General features: G+C 64.4%; 13 protein-coding genes, 1 tRNA gene, 2 rRNA genes and 1 riboswitch (1 of these 17 only partly in view). Of the genes, 12 read left to right on the plus strand and 4 right to left on the minus strand.

Annotated elements, in window-relative coordinates:
- From ACWKSV_RS14145 to ACWKSV_RS14155, 3 genes are all read left to right on the plus strand, one after another.
- A 23S ribosomal RNA gene (locus ACWKSV_RS14145) occupies positions 1-2,536 on the plus strand (it extends 260 nt beyond the left edge of the window).
- Positions 2,537-2,670: 134 nt separating this feature from the next.
- Positions 2,671-2,785 (plus strand): 5S ribosomal RNA (rrf, locus tag ACWKSV_RS14150).
- 56 nt (positions 2,786-2,841) lie between these two features.
- A tRNA-Met gene (locus tag ACWKSV_RS14155) sits at positions 2,842-2,918 on the plus strand.
- A gap of 361 nt (positions 2,919-3,279) precedes the next feature.
- Here ACWKSV_RS14155 and ACWKSV_RS14160 read toward each other — a convergent pair.
- Entirely contained in the window at positions 3,280-3,864 is a 585-nt protein-coding gene (locus ACWKSV_RS14160) for a DUF4142 domain-containing protein (RefSeq protein ID WP_076714500.1), read from the minus strand.
- Between the two features lie 152 nt (positions 3,865-4,016).
- On the opposite strand from ACWKSV_RS14160, the gene ACWKSV_RS14165 reads away from it, so the two are divergent.
- Entirely contained in the window at positions 4,017-4,436 is a 420-nt protein-coding gene (locus ACWKSV_RS14165; RefSeq protein WP_076714502.1) for a DUF3597 family protein, read from the plus strand.
- A 45-nt stretch (positions 4,437-4,481) separates the two neighbouring features.
- Here ACWKSV_RS14165 and ACWKSV_RS14170 read toward each other — a convergent pair whose 3' ends face one another.
- Positions 4,482-5,666, minus strand: coding sequence for an alpha/beta hydrolase-fold protein (locus ACWKSV_RS14170; RefSeq protein WP_191864816.1), 1,185 nt, complete (start codon positions 5,664-5,666; stop codon positions 4,482-4,484).
- Between the two features lie 323 nt (positions 5,667-5,989).
- Here ACWKSV_RS14170 and ACWKSV_RS14175 point away from each other — a divergent pair, with 323 nt between their 5' ends.
- The 3 genes from ACWKSV_RS14175 to ACWKSV_RS14185 are packed head-to-tail and all read left to right on the plus strand — an operon-like array spanning position 5,990 to position 6,993.
- Positions 5,990-6,310 (plus strand): hypothetical protein, encoded by a 321-nt coding sequence (locus tag ACWKSV_RS14175; RefSeq protein WP_042487616.1) that lies wholly within the window; start codon positions 5,990-5,992, stop codon positions 6,308-6,310.
- Between the two features lie 28 nt (positions 6,311-6,338).
- Positions 6,339-6,788, plus strand: coding sequence for a CsbD family protein (locus tag ACWKSV_RS14180; protein ID WP_076714506.1), 450 nt, complete (start codon positions 6,339-6,341; stop codon positions 6,786-6,788).
- A gap of 58 nt (positions 6,789-6,846) precedes the next feature.
- Positions 6,847-6,993 carry an entericidin A/B family lipoprotein gene (locus tag ACWKSV_RS14185; RefSeq protein ID WP_076714508.1) on the plus strand — a complete coding sequence of 49 codons (147 nt, stop codon included), beginning with the start codon at positions 6,847-6,849 and terminating at the stop codon, positions 6,991-6,993.
- A gap of 88 nt (positions 6,994-7,081) precedes the next feature.
- On the opposite strand, the gene ACWKSV_RS14190 is transcribed toward ACWKSV_RS14185, so the two are convergent.
- Entirely contained in the window at positions 7,082-7,399 is a 318-nt protein-coding gene (locus ACWKSV_RS14190; RefSeq protein WP_076717815.1) for a hypothetical protein, read from the minus strand.
- A gap of 88 nt (positions 7,400-7,487) precedes the next feature.
- Positions 7,488-7,708, plus strand: a riboswitch (cobalamin riboswitch).
- A gap of 214 nt (positions 7,709-7,922) precedes the next feature.
- On the opposite strand from ACWKSV_RS14190, the gene ACWKSV_RS14195 reads away from it, so the two are divergent.
- From ACWKSV_RS14195 to ACWKSV_RS14215, 5 genes are all read left to right on the plus strand, one after another.
- Complete coding sequence (locus ACWKSV_RS14195) at positions 7,923-10,052, plus strand: TonB-dependent receptor (RefSeq protein ID WP_237243494.1); 2,130 nt, start codon at positions 7,923-7,925, stop codon at positions 10,050-10,052.
- The gene (locus ACWKSV_RS14200; protein WP_083706525.1) at positions 9,985-11,463 is read left to right on the plus strand and encodes a PepSY domain-containing protein; all 1,479 of its coding nucleotides are present in this window, start codon (positions 9,985-9,987) and stop codon (positions 11,461-11,463) included. The genes ACWKSV_RS14195 and ACWKSV_RS14200 overlap by 68 nt, the downstream gene beginning before the upstream one ends.
- 86 nt (positions 11,464-11,549) lie before the next feature.
- Positions 11,550-12,221, plus strand: coding sequence for a glutathione S-transferase family protein (locus tag ACWKSV_RS14205; protein ID WP_007405605.1), 672 nt, complete (start codon positions 11,550-11,552; stop codon positions 12,219-12,221).
- Positions 12,208-12,579, plus strand: coding sequence for a tRNA-binding protein (locus ACWKSV_RS14210; RefSeq protein WP_076714510.1), 372 nt, complete (start codon positions 12,208-12,210; stop codon positions 12,577-12,579). Before ACWKSV_RS14205 ends, ACWKSV_RS14210 begins: the two co-directional genes overlap by 14 nt.
- Before the next feature lie 203 nt (positions 12,580-12,782).
- Positions 12,783-13,709: an alpha/beta hydrolase gene (locus tag ACWKSV_RS14215; protein ID WP_076714512.1), complete on the plus strand. Its 927-nt coding sequence runs from the start codon at positions 12,783-12,785 to the stop codon at positions 13,707-13,709.
- A gap of 126 nt (positions 13,710-13,835) precedes the next feature.
- Here ACWKSV_RS14215 and pepN read toward each other — a convergent pair whose 3' ends face one another.
- The gene (gene pepN / locus ACWKSV_RS14220) at positions 13,836-16,439 is read right to left on the minus strand and encodes an aminopeptidase N (protein WP_191864818.1); all 2,604 of its coding nucleotides are present in this window, start codon (positions 16,437-16,439) and stop codon (positions 13,836-13,838) included.
- Positions 16,440-16,489 lie beyond the last annotated feature (50 nt).

A 16,489-nucleotide genomic window follows, 5' to 3' on the forward strand; every position in this document is an offset into this window, starting at 1 on the left:
AAAGACATCAACCGAGATTCCGTTAGTAGTGGCGAGCGAACGCGGACCAGGCCAGTGCCTGATATTCAACTAGCAGAAGCTTCTGGAAAGTAGCACCATAGCGGGTGACAGTCCCGTATGCGAAAGTGATGTATCAGGACTCGAGTAGGGCGGGACACGTGTAATCCTGTCTGAACATGGGGGGACCACCCTCCAAGCCTAAATACTCGTACATGACCGATAGCGAACTAGTACCGTGAGGGAAAGGTGAAAAGCACCCCGATGAGGGGAGTGAAACAGTACCTGAAACGGATTGCCTACAAGCAGTAGGAGCCTCTTTATGGGGTGACTGCGTACCTCTTGCATAATGGGTCTGTGACTTAATGTTTCAAGCAAGCTTAAGCCGATAGGTGTAGGCGCAGCGAAAGCGAGTCTGAATAGGGCGACTTAGTTTGAAGTATTAGACCCGAAACCCGGCGATCTATGCATGACCAGGATGAAGGTGCGGTAACACGCACTGGAGGTCCGAACCGATTAACGTTGAAAAGTTACCGGATGAGTTGTGCTTAGGGGTGAAAGGCCAATCAAGCCGGGAAATAGCTGGTTCTCCGCGAAAACTATTGAGGTAGTGCCTCGAGCGGACACCATAGGGGGTAGAGCACTGGATGGTTGCGGGGGTCGCGAGATCTACCAATACTAACCAAACTCCGAATACCTATGAGTGATACTCGGGAGACAGACGGCGGGTGCTAAGGTCCGTCGTCAAAAGGGAAACAGCCCTGACCTACAGCTAAGGTCCCCAAGTCGTGTCTAAGTGGGAAAGCATGTGGAAATCCCAAAACAACCAGGAGGTTGGCTTAGAAGCAGCCATCCTTTAAAGAAAGCGTAACAGCTCACTGGTCTAAACAAGGGTTTCTGCGGCGAAGATGTAACGGGGCTCAAGACACGCACCGAAGCTTAGGGTGTACACTTTCGTGTACGCGGTAGCGGAGCGTTCCGTAAGCCTGCGAAGCGATCTGGTAATGGGTCGTGGAGGTATCGGAAGTGCGAATGCAGACATGAGTAGCGATAAAGAGGGTGAGATGCCCTCTCGCCGAAAGACCAAGGGTTCCTGCGCAAGGCTAATCCGCGCAGGGTGAGCCGGCCCCTAAGACGAGCCCGAAGGGGGTAGTCGATGGGAACCACGTTAATATTCGTGGGCCTGGTGGTGTGTGACGGATGGTGTGTGTTGTCTGACCTTATCGGATTGGTCAGGCTTCGAAACTGTCCCGGGAAATAGCCCCACCGTATAGACCGTACCCGAAACCGACACAGGTGGTCAGGTAGAGTATACCAAGGCGCTTGAGAGAAGTGTCCTGAAGGAACTCGGCAAATTGCCTCCGTACCTTCGGAAGAAGGAGGCCCCATGTAAGCGCAAGCTCTCATGGGGGGCACAGGCCAGGGGGTAGCGACTGTTTAGCAAAAACACAGGGCTCTGCTAAGTCGGCTTCAAGACGACGTATAGGGCCTGACGCCTGCCCGGTGCCTGAAGGTTAAGTGGAGGAGTGCAAGCTCTGAAATGAAGCCCAGGTAAACGGCGGCCGTAACTATAACGGTCCTAAGGTAGCGAAATTCCTTGTCGGGTAAGTTCCGACCTGCACGAATGGCGTAACGACTTCCCCACTGTCTCCAGGACATGCTCAGCGAAATTGAATTCTCCGTGAAGATGCGGAGTACCCGCGGTTAGACGGAAAGACCCCGTGCACCTTTACTGCAGCTTCAGAGTGGCATTGGACAAGAACTGTGTAGCATAGGTGGGAGGCTTTGAAGCATTGGCGCCAGCCGATGTGGAGCCATAGGTGAAATACCACCCTGTTGTTGTTTAATGTCTAACCTCGTACCGTGAAACCGGTACAGGGACCCTCTGTGGCGGGTAGTTTGACTGGGGCGGTCGCCTCCTAAAGAGTAACGGAGGCGCGCGAAGGTTGGCTCAGGCCGGTTGGAAACCGGCTGTTAGAGTGCAATGGCATAAGCCAGCCTGACTGCGAGACTGACAAGTCGAGCAGAGACGAAAGTCGGTCATAGTGATCCGGTGGTCCCTCGTGGAAGGGCCATCGCTCAACGGATAAAAGGTACGCCGGGGATAACAGGCTGATAACCCCCAAGAGCTCATATCGACGGGGTTGTTTGGCACCTCGATGTCGGCTCATCACATCCTGGGGCTGGAGCAGGTCCCAAGGGTTTGGCTGTTCGCCAATTAAAGTGGTACGTGAGCTGGGTTCAGAACGTCGCGAGACAGTTTGGTCCCTATCTGCCGTGGGCGTCGAAATTTGAGAGGAGTTGACCCTAGTACGAGAGGACCGGGTTGAACGTACCTCTGGTGTACCTGTCGTCGTGCCAACGGCGCAGCAGGGTAGCTATGTACGGACGGGATAACCGCTGAAAGCATCTAAGCGGGAAGCCTCCCTCAAGATAAGATTTCTCAGGACGGTCGAAGACCACGACCTCGATAGATCGGATGTGGAAGTGCGGTAACGCATGGAGCTAACCGATACTAATTGTCCTATTCGCGCTTGAGAGCTCCACACCCCCACCATCAGCCCTGGGCTAGATGGCAGGGTGCGGTCATCATACAAGCCAGTGCACAGCATCGATTTTATACCCATCACCCTCGAGCCAACCCTCGAGGGTCAGTATTCGCGGACTCTATTGCCTGGTGGCCATAGCGTCGGTGTCCCACCCGATCCCATCCCGAACTCGGCCGTGAAACCCGACTGCGCCAATGGTACTACTGCTCAAGCAGTGGAAGAGTAGGGCGTCGCCAGGCATTACAGCCCGCGAATACAAAAACCCATTCACTTGTCTCACCACCTTCCACAGCGTCGCGGGGTGGAGCAGCCCGGTAGCTCGTCAGGCTCATAACCTGAAGGCCGCAGGTTCAAATCCTGCCCCCGCAACCACCGCTATAGAACTCGACACGCCGCCCTCACGGGCGGCGTTGTCGTTTATCGCATACGCCACCGACATCGCACCCGCTGCTTGCCCGTGAACCATAGCAGCACCAGCATGGCGTCCGGCGTATCTCAACGCCCCGCAACAACCCCGTCCCTATGGCCTTCGACTTCGCTCAGGCTGAATGGAGGCAAGGGGAAATATCGCCGGTCGGGCAGAACCATGCCCCAAGACCCTCGCGCCGGATGGCGACGCCTATGCGCGTCGCTGCGCCTCTCCTCGTCCATGTGAAAAGGGAGGGACATGACCATTGCCACGTCTCTCCCTCCGGCCCATCCGCTGCTCGATCAAGCGGTCGCCTGAACGGGCTTAAGCCTTCAAGCCCTTCGCCATGTTCAGATGCGCCGTCACCGTCGGGACCAACTCGCTCGCAAAGCTCTTCAGCGCCGGCACGTCGCCCGTCGTCGCATACCCCCTCAGCGCATCCAGCGTCTGCTGATGCCCAGACGTCTGCGCAGCGATATACGCCGCGTCAAAGGCCTTGCCGTTCAGCGACTTCAACTGGTCCAGCGTCGCCTGCTGCTGCGCGTTCAGCGTCGCATCGGGCGTCATCGCCGGGTTCATCCCGCTGGTCAGCGTCTTCAGCTTGGCGGTCGAGCCGGTATGGGCGTCGATCATCTTCTGGGCATAGGACTTCACCGAGGCCGAAGCGCCATTGGTGAGCGCGAGCCTGGACGTCTCGATCTCGAAGGCGTCGCTGGCCGCGGCGGTGTTCACGAAGCTCTGCGCCGCACTTGTGGCAGGGGTTTGTACCGGGGCGGGGGCGGACGCATCCGCTTGGTTATACGTATCGGCGCTATTCGTCGTGTAGGTCGACGAATTGTCCTGCTTCTGGCCACAGGCCGCCAGTGCAAGTAAGGCGGTGGTCGCAATGAAGGTCGAACGAATGGTCATGGCAAACCCCTGAAATGACGACAGATGCTGTCTAAGCGTCTGTCGGGCGATGACGTTCCCGCAGAGGCCATCTCGTTGAAGGAGCGGACCCGCAAGGCGCTTCCGTCGTTAGAGCGGGCATCGTCGCATCCGATCAGCGAAGGAACCACCCGATGAGCATTTTCGGCAATATCCTGAACAAGATATTCCACCATGGCAGCAAGGCCGAAGCCGCGCCTGCACCGTCACCTGCCCCGGTCCAGGCACAACCCGCACCGGCCGCTGCACCCGCACCGACTCCGGCCCCCGTCGCGGCCCCGACCCCGGCACCGCAGAATGTCGATGTCGGTGCGGTCCTGTCGGAAATGGCGTCGATGAAGGACGGCGGGGGCAATTATCAGAGCTCGATCGTCGATCTGCTGAAACTGCTCGACCTGGATTCGAGCCTGTCGGCACGCAAGGAACTGGCCAACGAACTGGGCGTGCATGCCGCCGAGGACGGTTCGGCCGAGCAGAATATTGCGCTTCACAAGGCGGTGATGGCCAAGCTCGCCGAAAATGGCGGGATCGTGCCCGACAGCCTGCGGAACTGACGATCCGAAAGGGGCGGCGGTCCGTATGACCGCCGTCCCATCACCTCAATCCCGGAACAGCAGCGGTGCCATCGCCTGCAGACTGCGCCGCCACGTCTGGAACTCGTGGCCCGTGCCCTCCGAGACGTAGAAGACATTCCTGATCCCGGCTGCCGTCAGCGCGGCGGCATTGGCGCGGGGGTCGCTGCCTGGGCCACCGGGCGGGCCGCTGCGCCCTCCCTCCAATTCGCGGCTGCCGAAGCTGACAAAGGTGAGTTTCACCTTGTCGTGATAGCCCGGCGTGGCCTTCACATCCTCCGGCGACATGGTGCCGCCGCTGAGCAGACCGATATAGGCGAAACGGTCGAGATGCCTGGGCGCGATCAGCTTCGTCTCGAAGCCGCCCATCGAGAGCCCGGCCATGGCGCGGTGGCGCTGGTCGGACAGGGTGCGGTAATGCCCGTCGACATAGGGGATCAACTCGTCCAGCAGCACGGTCTGGAAGGGGCGGATGTCGAAACTCGCCAGACCGCCGGGCGCGCCGGGGCGAATGGTGTTGGTCATGCCATAGGTCATGACGATCAGGAACGGCCGCGTCTTTCCGGCCGCGATCAGATTGTCCATGATGAGGTTGGCATGGCCCTGATTGGACCAAGCGGTTTCATCCTCGCCCCAACCATGCTGGAGATACAGCACCGGATAGCGATCGCGCGTGTTCCGGTCATAGCCGGGCGGGGTGTAGACGAAAGCACGTCGCGGCGTGCCGGTGCTGGGCGACGGGAACAGAATTTGTTCGACCCGGCCATGCGGCACATCCTTCAGCGCATAGAAATCCGCGTCATGCGCCGGGATCTCGATGCCGCTTTCCCAGCGGGTCGAGCCATAGAAGTTCAGCGTCCCCGGATCGTTGAAGGTGCCGCCATCGACCGTCAGATGGTAATAATGAAATCCCTCGTCGAGCGGGCCTTCCGACGTTCCCGTCCAACTGCCGTCGGGGGCTTTGGTCAGGACGGTGCCGCCGCGTCCGCCCAACCCCAGGCTGACCTTCACCGCCTTGGCATCGGGGGCGGTGATGCGGAAACGGGCATAGCCCTGCGAATTGACCTGCGGATAAGACTGGCCAGGCTGGTTGAGCGAGGAGGGGCGAAAATCCTCGATTACCGCCGGTGGGGCGGTTTGAGGCGTGGTCTGAGCAGGGGCCATGGACGCGGCCATCGTCACCGTTAAGGCAGCCGCCAACAGGAGCTTCATCGATCATCCTCCCTCGTCATCCGTTGGTTCATTTCGACCATGTCGGAGAGGGGAAGGTGCCGTTTATGGCCGGATCACACAAGGCGGTTTGGCAAAAAACGTCGTCAAGACAGAGGCTTGTCGATGAAATCCTTTGCGGTGCCGCCACGTTCATCAATGGCGTGATGGTGCAGGCATCCCGGCGCATATGCCCGCCAGCGGCTCGAAACTGGTCCAAGACTACCAACCATTCCTGCAAAAATACCAGGAACGGCTTAACTTATCATAAGTTGTACCCGGCCAGATCGGTCGCATTTCGCCGCCGGTCGCATGGGAGCAACCGGGTGGCCAAAATCCTCGCAAGTATCGGCATCGCGCTCGTCGCGGTGGCGTGCACCCCGCCCTCGACGCGGATCGCCACCGGGCTGGAGCGCTATGGCCTGGACAGCCAACGTTCGACCTGTGTCGGCCAGCGGCTGGAGCGCAACCTGTCGCTGGGGCAGTTGCAACAGCTTGGTAATGCCGCCGCGGCCTATCGCCGTGACGATCCCAATCCCGGCCAGCTGACCGCAGGCGATCTGATCCGGGTCGCGGGCGAGATCAAGGACCCGAAGATCGCACTGGAAGTCGGCAAGGCCGCCGCCACCTGCGGCGTGGCTCCCTGACGCCCTTTCCTTGCATTTTCGGAAACGAATGATGAGCACGCATGCACTGCACGGCAATGCGCGCCATTTCGGTGGCAAGCTGGAAAAGACGATCGGCGATGCGGTCGACAGCCGCGACTGGAAGGTGGCGGGCGTCACCGATCAGGTTGCGGGCAGCGCGGAGCATCTTTTCGGTCGTGCCCAGTCTGTCGCGGGCGAGGTGGCGGATGCCACCCCCAGCCTGATTGAGGAAGCGCGCGAGCGGATCGGCGACGCCACCGATCGGTCGGTCGCGGCCGCGCGGCGCGCCCAGGTGAGTCAGGCCGAGGCCGACTTCGTTCAGACCAAGAACGAAGCGGTCGCCAAGGCCAAGCAGGCCGCCGATGCCGCCGCCGGGGCCGGTGCCAAGACCTCGTTCCTCCTGGTGCTCGCGCTGCTAGTCGGCGCCGGTGCCTCCGCCTTTGGCGCAACGGCGGCCAGCCGCCGTCGTCTGCGCTGAGTACCCGCGGCGGGCCGGCGTACCGGGCCCGCCGCATCCCCTTTTCGAGGAGATCGTCATGACCAAGAAGATCGCTCTGGGTGCTACCCTGTTCGCCGTCCTGACCCTGTCGGCCTGCAACACCGTGAACGGCGCGGGCCGCGACCTGCGTTCGGCCGGTGCGGCGGTGTCCGACGCCTCGGGCCAGGACAAGCCCAAGAAGTAAATTCTGATCATTCCTCCCCTGCAGGGGGGAGGACCATCCGCAGGATGGTGGAGGGGTGTCCTGCTCTCGAGAGGGCGACCTCCCTCCGTCAGGGCTTCGCCCTGCCACCTCCCCTACCAGGCGAGGATTTCTTCATGGTTTCAGGCGGCGCATCCGCCTCGACCAGTTCGACGACCTCGAAGCGATACCCGACCCAGCCGCGCTGTCGCACCGCTTCCGCCATGGCGGCATCGTTCGCCATCGCCGCCTTGCGCGACTTGGCATGGCCCCAGAAGACTTCTGTCCTGCCCCCGCCCAGATCGGCGACGATCCGCCAATAATGGGTGAAGGGCTGCGATGTCGGGCCGATCGTCTTCACATAGCCATCGGGCATCGTCGCGATCAGATAACGGTTCCTGCGTGCCATGCCGCCGCCATAGCGCAAGGACGCCGCGACCTCATCCCGCTTGACGCCCTCCATCGCCGCCGCGTAGCGATACGGGGCCGGAATGATCCGGCGATATGATCGCGCCGGTTCTCCCGACAAGGGAGATTAAAAGGGAACACGGTGAGGGGCGCAGGCCCTAAATCCGCGGCTGTCCCTGCAACTGTAAGCGGTGAGCGGCGATGCACGGATCGGCCATGGGCGCGATCCAGCCACTGGGGCAACCTGGGAAGGCGCATCCGTCCGCGACGACCCGTGAGCCAGGAGACCTGCCGGCGTCAGGTCGCTCATGCCCGGTCCAGGGGATGGTCGAGGCTAGGTCTGTTCCGACGAGCGACGCCATAAGTGGCGGAGGCGCATGGGTGGCCCTGTGGAATGCGGAAAACGGCGTGCCGCACGCAGGGCACCTGGCTGCCCGAAATCGGGCGGCAAGGCCTCGGCTTGTTCGCGACAAGACGCTATGGGCTTTGAAATGATATATCGTAACAGATTCAGACAGGTCCCTATGGTCCTGTGGGGTGGCGCGGCGCTTCTGCTGGGGGCGGCGCAGGCAGGGGCGCAAAAGGCCGAGGAGCAGGGGGGCGACGCCACCGTGCTGGTGATCGGCACGCGGGAGAAACAGGCGCTCGACACACCCAATGCCACCGGCAGTCGCCTGGGCCTGACACCGCTGGAGACGCCCGCCAGCATCGCCTCGCTCGATGGCGGTACGATCCGCGCGCGCGGCGATGTGTCGATCGTCGAGGCGGAGACGCGTGCGCCCGGCCTGTCGAGCGTCGCCAATCCGGGCAATGGCGGCACCGCGCTGGCCGCGCGCGGCTTTTCGGGGCAGGGATCGGTGCTGCAACTGGTCGACGGCGTGCGGTTGTTCCCGGCGGCGGGGACGATCACCTTTCCGACCGATCCCTGGATGGTCGAGCGGATCGACGTACTGGGCGGCCCTGCCTCGGTCCTTTACGGGCAGGGCGCACTGGGCGGCGCGGTCAATGCCGTGATGCGCGCGCCCAGTGCGCAGACCCATGGCCAGGCCGAGATCGGCTATGGCGGGCAGGACAGTTTCCGCGCCGCCGCCGGGCAGGGCGGGCCGCTGACCCCGACCCTCGGCTACCGCGTGGATGCCAGCTATCGCCGGTCGGACGGTTATGTCGATCGGGGGCGTTCGGACAGTGTCGCGCTGTCGGGGACGCTGCGCTGGACGCCGTCCTCCGAACTGGCGGTGACGGTGCGCGGCGATCATGGCGACCAGCGGCCCATGACCTATTTCGGCACCCCGCTGATCGACGGGCGGCTCGACCTTCGGGTGCGGGACCGCAACTATAATGTCGGCGACGGGCGGATGCGGTTCCGCGACGACCGCGCCTCGATCCGGGTCGACTGGACGCCGAGCAATGCGGTCAGTTTGTCCAACATCGCCTATGTCCTGACCAGCGACCGTTTCTGGCGCAACCTGGAGAATTATTGCTGGGTCGTTGCGAGCGGCGCGTGCGCGGACGGATCGACGGGCATTCCGGCCACGATCCGGCGGAGCAGCAATTACGGCATCCGCCACGACCTGACCCAATGGGGCGATCAAGCCAGCGTGACGTGGCGCACGGGACTCGCGCCGGGCATCGCCAACGCGCTGGTCGTCGGGGTGGACGCCAATCTGGTCCGCTTCACCCATGAGAACGACTTCGGCTCGGTCGAGCAGGTCGATGCGGTCGATCCCTTCGCCTTCGATCCCGGCCGTTTCCTCGATACGCAGGGAATCGCCCCGCGCTACCGCACCCGCACCACCGCGCTGGCGGTGTTTGCCGAAGATCGGGTGACGCTCGGCCCGAAATGGTCGGTGGTCGGCGGCGTCCGTTACGAGGTGGACAATGTCCGTCGTTGGACCGTCGCCATGCCGGATCGCTTCGTGCTGGAAAAGACGTTCCGCAACGCGACATGGCGCGCGGGGCTGGTCTATCAACCGGTGCCGACCCTGTCGCTCTATGCGCAATATGCTACGGGCGTCGATCCGCTGGGCACGCTGACCACCGTATCGACCGGGCAGGTGCAGTATAGCAACGCGCGCGGAAATCAGGTCGAGGCGGGGGCCAAGTGGCTGTTCGCGAACGGCCATGGCACCGCCACGCTGGCGGCCTATCGAATCGTCAAGACCGGGCTTCTCGCCCAGCGCACGCTGGCGAGCCCCGTCGAGCAGGTCGGGCAGCGATCGTCGCAGGGCGTCGAGGCGGCGGTGACGCTCGATCTGCCGCAGGGCTTCGGGATCGACGCAAACGGCACGCTACTGGATGCGCGGTTCGACGATTTCCGCTCCGGCGGCGTGGATTATAGCGGCCGCACCCCGCCGAACGTGCCCGAGGTGCTGGCCAATCTCTGGCTGCGCTGGGATGCCTCGGCGAAGCTGCAGGCGCGCGCCGGGCTGCGTTATGTCGGGCGTCGCTTTTCCGACAATGGCGAGGCGTTCCGCATCCCCGGCTATGCGACGGTGGACACGACCTTGTCCTATGCGCTGACGCCGCATCTGGCGGTCGATGTCCGTGTCTATAACCTGTTCGACAAACCCTATGCGGTGACGGCGTATGGCGACCAGCAATGGATATTGGGTCGCCCGCGCGCGCTGGACATCGGCGTCCGTGCCGGGTTCTGACCGGTCCTGGGGGAAGGCGGGCTTGCGGCTCGCCTTCCTCACCCATCGCTGGGTCGGGATCGTCACCTGCCTGTTCTTCGCCATGTGGTTCGCCAGCGGGCTGGTGATGCTCTATGTGCCCTATCCGTCGCTCAAACCGGCGGAGAGTTGGAAGGGCGCGCAACCGATCGACTGGGCGCGGGTCGGCCGACCGCCCGTGGCGCCCGATGCCCGGCGGATCACGCTGGAGATGCGCGACGCCGCACCGGTCTGGCGGATCGAGAGCCGCGATGGCGACACCCGCATCCTGTCGGCGGGCGGCGGAGCGGTCGCTCCCGTCGATGCCGCCCTCGCCGCACGCGTCGCCACCCGGTTTGCGGGCTCGGTTCGCCATGTCGAGCGGATCGTGGACGACCAATGGACGGTGGCGAACGGCTTCGACCGGCATCGCCCCTTGTGGAAGGTCGCGCTGGCCGATGCGGCGGGGACCGAATTCTATATTTCCAGCCTTACCGGCCAGCCGGTGCAGCGGACGACGCGGGGGCAGCGTGTCTGGAACTGGCTGGGCTCGGTCCCGCACTGGATCTACCCGACCGTGTTGCGCCGCGACCGGGAGACTTGGCGGCAGGCGGTGATGTGGGTGGCGGGCCCGTGCATCGCGGTCGCACTGACCGGCCTGTGGATCGGCATATTGCGACTGCGGGTGGGGCGGCGGCGCTATCGGGGCGGGCGGATGACGCCCTATCGCGGCTGGATGCTCTGGCATCATGTCAGCGGGCTGGCGGGGGCTGCGATGCTGACGACCTGGATCGTCAGCGGCTGGCTGTCGGTCGATCCGGGGCACGCCTTTGCCGGGGGCGAGGCGCCTGCGGCGGCGATGCGGGCCTATGCCGGACGGGCGGGGCAGCCGCACGACCTCGATCGGCTGGCCCGGATCGCACCGGATGCGCGCACCGTCGAGTGGAGCGGGGACGCGGGGTTCGCGCGGATCGCGATCGATCGCGCCGCGCCGCATCCGCACTGGGTGGACCAGGCGACGCTGGCCCCCGCTCAAGCCGCCGATCCGTTGCGCGCGGCGATGCTGGTGCCCGGCGGACGGCGGGTGGCGCGCGAGTGGCTGGCGCGACCCAACTTCTATTGGACCGATGCCACGCGACTGCCGCTCTGGCGGTTGCGGTTCGACGATGCGGCGGCGACCTGGCTCTATATCGATCCCGTCAGCGGCGCGCTCGTCGAGCGGCAGGACGGCACGCGGCGCGCCTATCGCTGGGTCTATACGCTGCTCCACACCTGGGATTGGCCTTGGTTGACGGCGCATTACTGGGTCTGGACCGGCTGGATGTGGCTCTGGTCGCTGGCCGGCCTGGTCCTGTCGATCAGCGGTGTCGTGCTTGGGCAGCGGCGCCTGCGTCGCCCTGCGCGCGGAAAATGATGAAAGCGCCGCCCTGCGCGCGGGAAAGGGTGAAAAGCGCGCCATCGGGGTTGGCGTCGTGCGTCCCGCCCGCTTAAGTGGGCGGCATGTGGCAACTCTACCAATTCCCGCTCTGTCCCTTTTCGCGCAAGGTCCGGCTGTTGCTGGGCGAGAAGGGCGTCGGATACGAGTTGGTGCGCGAGTCGCCATGGCAGCGGCGCGACGAGTTTCTCGACATGAACCCCGCCGGGCAAACCCCGGTGATGGTCGACGAGGAGCGCGGCGTGCTGCTGGTCGACTCGATGGCGATCAGTGAGTTTTTCGAGGAGACGGTCGAAAAATCGGCGATGATCAACGGCACCGCCGTCGGCCGCGCCGAGATCCGGCGGCTGGTGACGTGGTTCGACACGCATTTCTATCAGGACGTGACCGGCCCCTTGCTCCACGAACGCATGGTCAAGCGCGTCGCACGCACCGGCAGCCCCGATGCCAAGGGTCTTCGCGAGGCGATGAAGGCGGCGGTCGGGCATCTCGACTATACCGATTATCTGCTCGACCATCGCAACTGGTTGGGCGGGGCGACGATGAGTCTCGCCGATCTGGCGGCGGCGGCGCAGATTTCGGTCGCCGATTATCTGGGCGGCATCGACTGGAAGGGGCATGAGCAGACCGCGCGCTGGTATCGCGGGCTGAAGAGCCGCCCCTCCTTCCGCCCGCTGCTGTCCGAGCGGATGGAGATGGTCACCCCGCCGTCGCATTACGACAATGTCGACTTCTGACGCCCCCGTCCCCACGCCCTCCGAGCGCATCGGGATCGAGGATTTCCTGGCGGTCGACATCCGTGTCGGCACCGTCATCGCCGCCGAACCTTTCCCCGAAGCGCGCAAGCCCGCCATCAAGTTGACCATCGATTTCGGCGATGTGATCGGTGTGAAGCGCTCCTCGGCGCAGATCACGCGGCATTATACGCCGGAGACCCTGGTCGGGCGGCAGGTGGCGGCGGTGGTCAATTTTCCGCCGCGCCAGATCGGGCCGATGATGTCCGAGGTGCTGACCCTGGGCTTTCCCGATGCGGAGGGGCAGGTGGTGCTGATCGCGCCGGACTCGCCTGTGCCCAATGGGGGACGGTTGTTCTGAGGGTTCCCCTTGGCCTTCGACTTCGCTCAGGCTGAACGGAGGTTGGGGGAAATAAGGCTGGATACCAAAAGCCGTTCAGGCTGAGCGAAGTCGAAGCCCACACTTCCTTGTTAGCCTTAACATTACCCCTTGCGCCCTGCGCCGCGAAGCGTACCATCCTCGTCCGACCGTAGGGACATAACCCACGGAGGACAGGAGGGGATATGAAGTCCAAACGCTGGGCCGGCCATGCGCTGGCCGCTTTGCTAACGCTCTCGGTGGCGGCACCCGCCATGGCGCAGGCCGACAAGATGGCCCCGATCGCCATACCCGCACAGCCGACCGCCATTCCGCTGAACACTGGACCGTTGCCGGGTGCGAAGAACAGGGAAAGCTGGCACAGCCAGTATAACAGCGTGTTCGCCCGCAACGTGACGGAGGCGACGCTCACCCCCTTCCTGCCCGATCCCGCCAAGGCGACCGGTGCCGCCGTCATCGTCGCGCCTGGCGGCGGTTTCCGTACCCTGTCGATGCAGAATGAAGGCTGGGACGTGGCCAAGGCGCTGGCCGATCGCGGCATTGCGGCCTTCGTCCTGAAATACCGGCTGAACCAGACGCCCGCCGATATGGGCGAGTTCGAAAAGTCGATGGCGGCGATGTTCTCCAGCGTAGCGCGCCCCGCCGCGCGGCCGAACCCGGAGGAGGCGTTGAAGGGCCTCGCGCCCCAGATCGCCGATTCCCGCGCCGCCTTCGCACTGGTCCGCCAGCGGGCGGGCGAGTGGAAGGTCGATCCGACCCGCATCGGCATGGTCGGCTTTTCGGCGGGAGCGATGCTGACCGTCGCGACCGTCCTCGACGGTCAGGCCAAGCCCGCCTTTATCGGCGACATCTATGGCCCGCTCCAGCCGATGACGGTGCCCGCCGACGCGCCGCCGATGTTCGCCGCGATCGCCGCCGACGATCCGCTGTTCGCGGGCAAGGGCTTCGGTCTGATCGACCAGTGGATGGCCGCGAAGAAGCCGGTCGAGTTCCATCTCTACGGCCAGGGCGGCCACGGCTTCGGCATGTATCCGAAGAAGACGACCAGCACTGGCTGGTTCGACGCCTTTTATCGCTGGATCGTGATGGAAGGGTTTTTGAAGGCCGAATAATCCTCCCCTGAAAGGGGAGGGGGACCATGCGCAGCATGGTGGAGGGGGAGTGCCGCAAGGACGTTCCTATGAGGAAAGCCCCCTCCACCGCCCTGCGGGCGGTCCCCCTCCCCGTGCCGGGGAGGATCAATCGATGCTCTTCGACGCCTGCTCGAACAGATCCTTCGACAGACCCGGCGTCTCGACGATCCGCACCAGCTCGGCGCGCATCAGGGCCGAGCGCTTGGCGTCGAACCGGCGCCAGCGGCCGAGCGGCGGCAGCAGCTTGGCGGCGGTCTGCGGGTTGAGCCGGTCGAGCGCGATCAACTGCTCGGACAGGAAGCGATAGCCCGAACCGTCGGCGGCGTTGAACGCGCGCTGGTTCACCCCGAACGCCCCCAGCACCGCCCGCGCCCGATTGGGGTTGGCGAGCGTGAAGTCGGGATGTCGGACCAGCCGCTCCACCACCGCGCCGGTGTCGCTGCGGGAAGACAGTGCCTGGGTCTGGAACCATTTGTCGAGGACCAGCCCGTTACCGGCATAGCGCGCATGGAAACGCGCCAGCGCCTCTTCGCGCTCGGGCGCGTCGGAGTTGACCAGCGTGGTCAGCGCCGCCTGCCGGTCGGTCATATTGTCGGCCGCCTCGAACTGCGCGAAGGCCAGCGCAGCGGCGTCTTCCGCACCGCTGGCCGCGATATAGCCGAGCGCGACGTTGCGCAGGCGCCGCCGCCCCTTGGCCTCGGGCGAATAGACGTAAGAACCCTGCGCCAGCTCGGCATAAAGCCGCCGCCAAGTCGGCAGCAGCGCCTGGCCCAGTTGCGTGCGCAGCGCCTCGCGCGCGGCATGGATCGCGTCCGGGTCGACCGTGGCGAGCTGGTCGCCGATGAAATTCTCCGACGGCAGCAGCACCGCCTCGGCGAGGAAGGCGGTTTCCAGCCCCTCGGCCTGCAGCGTGCGGGTGACGGCGTCGATCACCGCCTTGCCCTTCATCTCGCCATGGATCGTGCCCGCGACCAGCGTGTCGAGCATCAGCTGCTGCATCGCCTCGTACCGGGCGAAGGGGTCGTCGTCATGCGCCGACAGGAAGGCCAGGTCCTCGGCCGTGCGGTCGCTCTCGACCACGATGGGGGCGGAAAAGCCGCGATTGATCGACAGGACGGGACGCTCGGTGATGGCCTCGAACACGATCGTCTCGGCCACCTGGTCGAGCAGGACCAGCGTCTCGTCGGTCAGCGGGCGGCCGGTTTCCGCGCCGAACAGACGGACCTTAAGCGGCAGCAGCATCGGCTGCTTCATGGTCTGCCCCGGCGTGGCGGGAACATGCTGGGCGAGGCGCAGCTCGGCGCGGCCCCCGCCGGGTTCGTGGGACAGGCCTGCCGAGACACGCGGCGTGCCCGCCTGGGAATACCAGAGGCGGAATTGCGATAGGTCGACACCGCCCGCTTCCTCCATGCAGGCGACGAAATCCTCGCAGGTGGCGGCCGTGCCGTCGAAGCGGTGGAAATACAGGTCGGTGGCGGCGCGGAACTTCACCGGCCCCAACATGGTCGCCATCATGCGGATCAGCTCGGCGCCCTTGTTATAGATGGTCGCCGTGTAGAAGTTGCTGATCTCGATATAGCTTTCGGGGCGCACCGGATGGGCGAGCGGGCCGGAATCCTCGGGGAACTGGCTGGCGCGCAGGCCGCGCACATCCTCGATCCGCTTGACCGCCGCCGATCCTTGGTCGGCGGAGAAACACTGGTCGCGATAGACGGTGAAGCCTTCCTTCAGGGAAAGCTGGAACCAGTCGCGGCAGGTGATCCGGTTGCCCGACCAGTTGTGGAAATATTCATGCGCGACGACGGCGGCGATCGCGTCATAATCGTAATCGGTCGCGGTGTCGGGGTCGGCCAGGATGTAGCGGCTGTTGAAAATGTTCAGCCCCTTATTCTCCATCGCGCCGAAGTTGAAATCGTCGACCGCGACGATGTTGAACACGTCGAGATCATATTCGCGGCCATAGACGCGCTCGTCCCACGCCATCGACAGCTTCAGCGCGTGGAGCGCATGGTCGGTCTTGGCGATGTCGGCGGCGCGCACCCAGATGCCTAAGCGCACCTCGCGCCCGCTCATCGTGGTGAAGGTCGAGGCGTTGACCGCCAGATCGCCCGCGACCAGCGCGAACAGATAGGAGGGCTTGGGGAAGGGATCGTGCCACTCGGCCCAATGCGTGCCGTCGCCATTGTCGCCCTGGGCAATCGGATCACCATTGGCGAGCAGCACCGGGTAACGCCCCTGATCCGCCGTCATCCGCACGCGGTAGACGCTCAGCACATCGGGCCGGTCGGGGAACCAAGTGATGCGGCGAAACCCTTCCGCCTCGCACTGGGTGCAGAGATTGCCGCCCGAGGCATAGAGACCCATCAACTGGGTGTTGCTTTCGGGCGCGATCGACACCTCGGTCTCGACGACATGGGAATCGCCGGTGAGCGGCACGACCAATTGCTCGCCTTCGATCCGCCAGTCGTTGACCGCAACGCCATCGACCTTGACCGACAGCGGCGTCTGCCCGGCACCGTCGAGCCGCAGGGGTTCGTCATGCGGGCCGCTGCGCGTGACGGTCAGCGCGGCGTGGACGCGGGTGTCGGCGGGGTCCAGTGCGAAGTCCAGCGCGATCTGCGGCACCTCCCAGGCGGGGGGGCTGTAATCCTCGCGCCGGATGGCGGCGGGGGTGATGCTGGGCTGGGCGGCGCTGCGCTGAATGTCCATGACGGGAATATAGCCGCGCGCACCCGCTGCGACCACCGGGCTGGCCACGA

It is taken from the genome of Sphingomonas sp. SphC10, assembly GCF_057004845.1.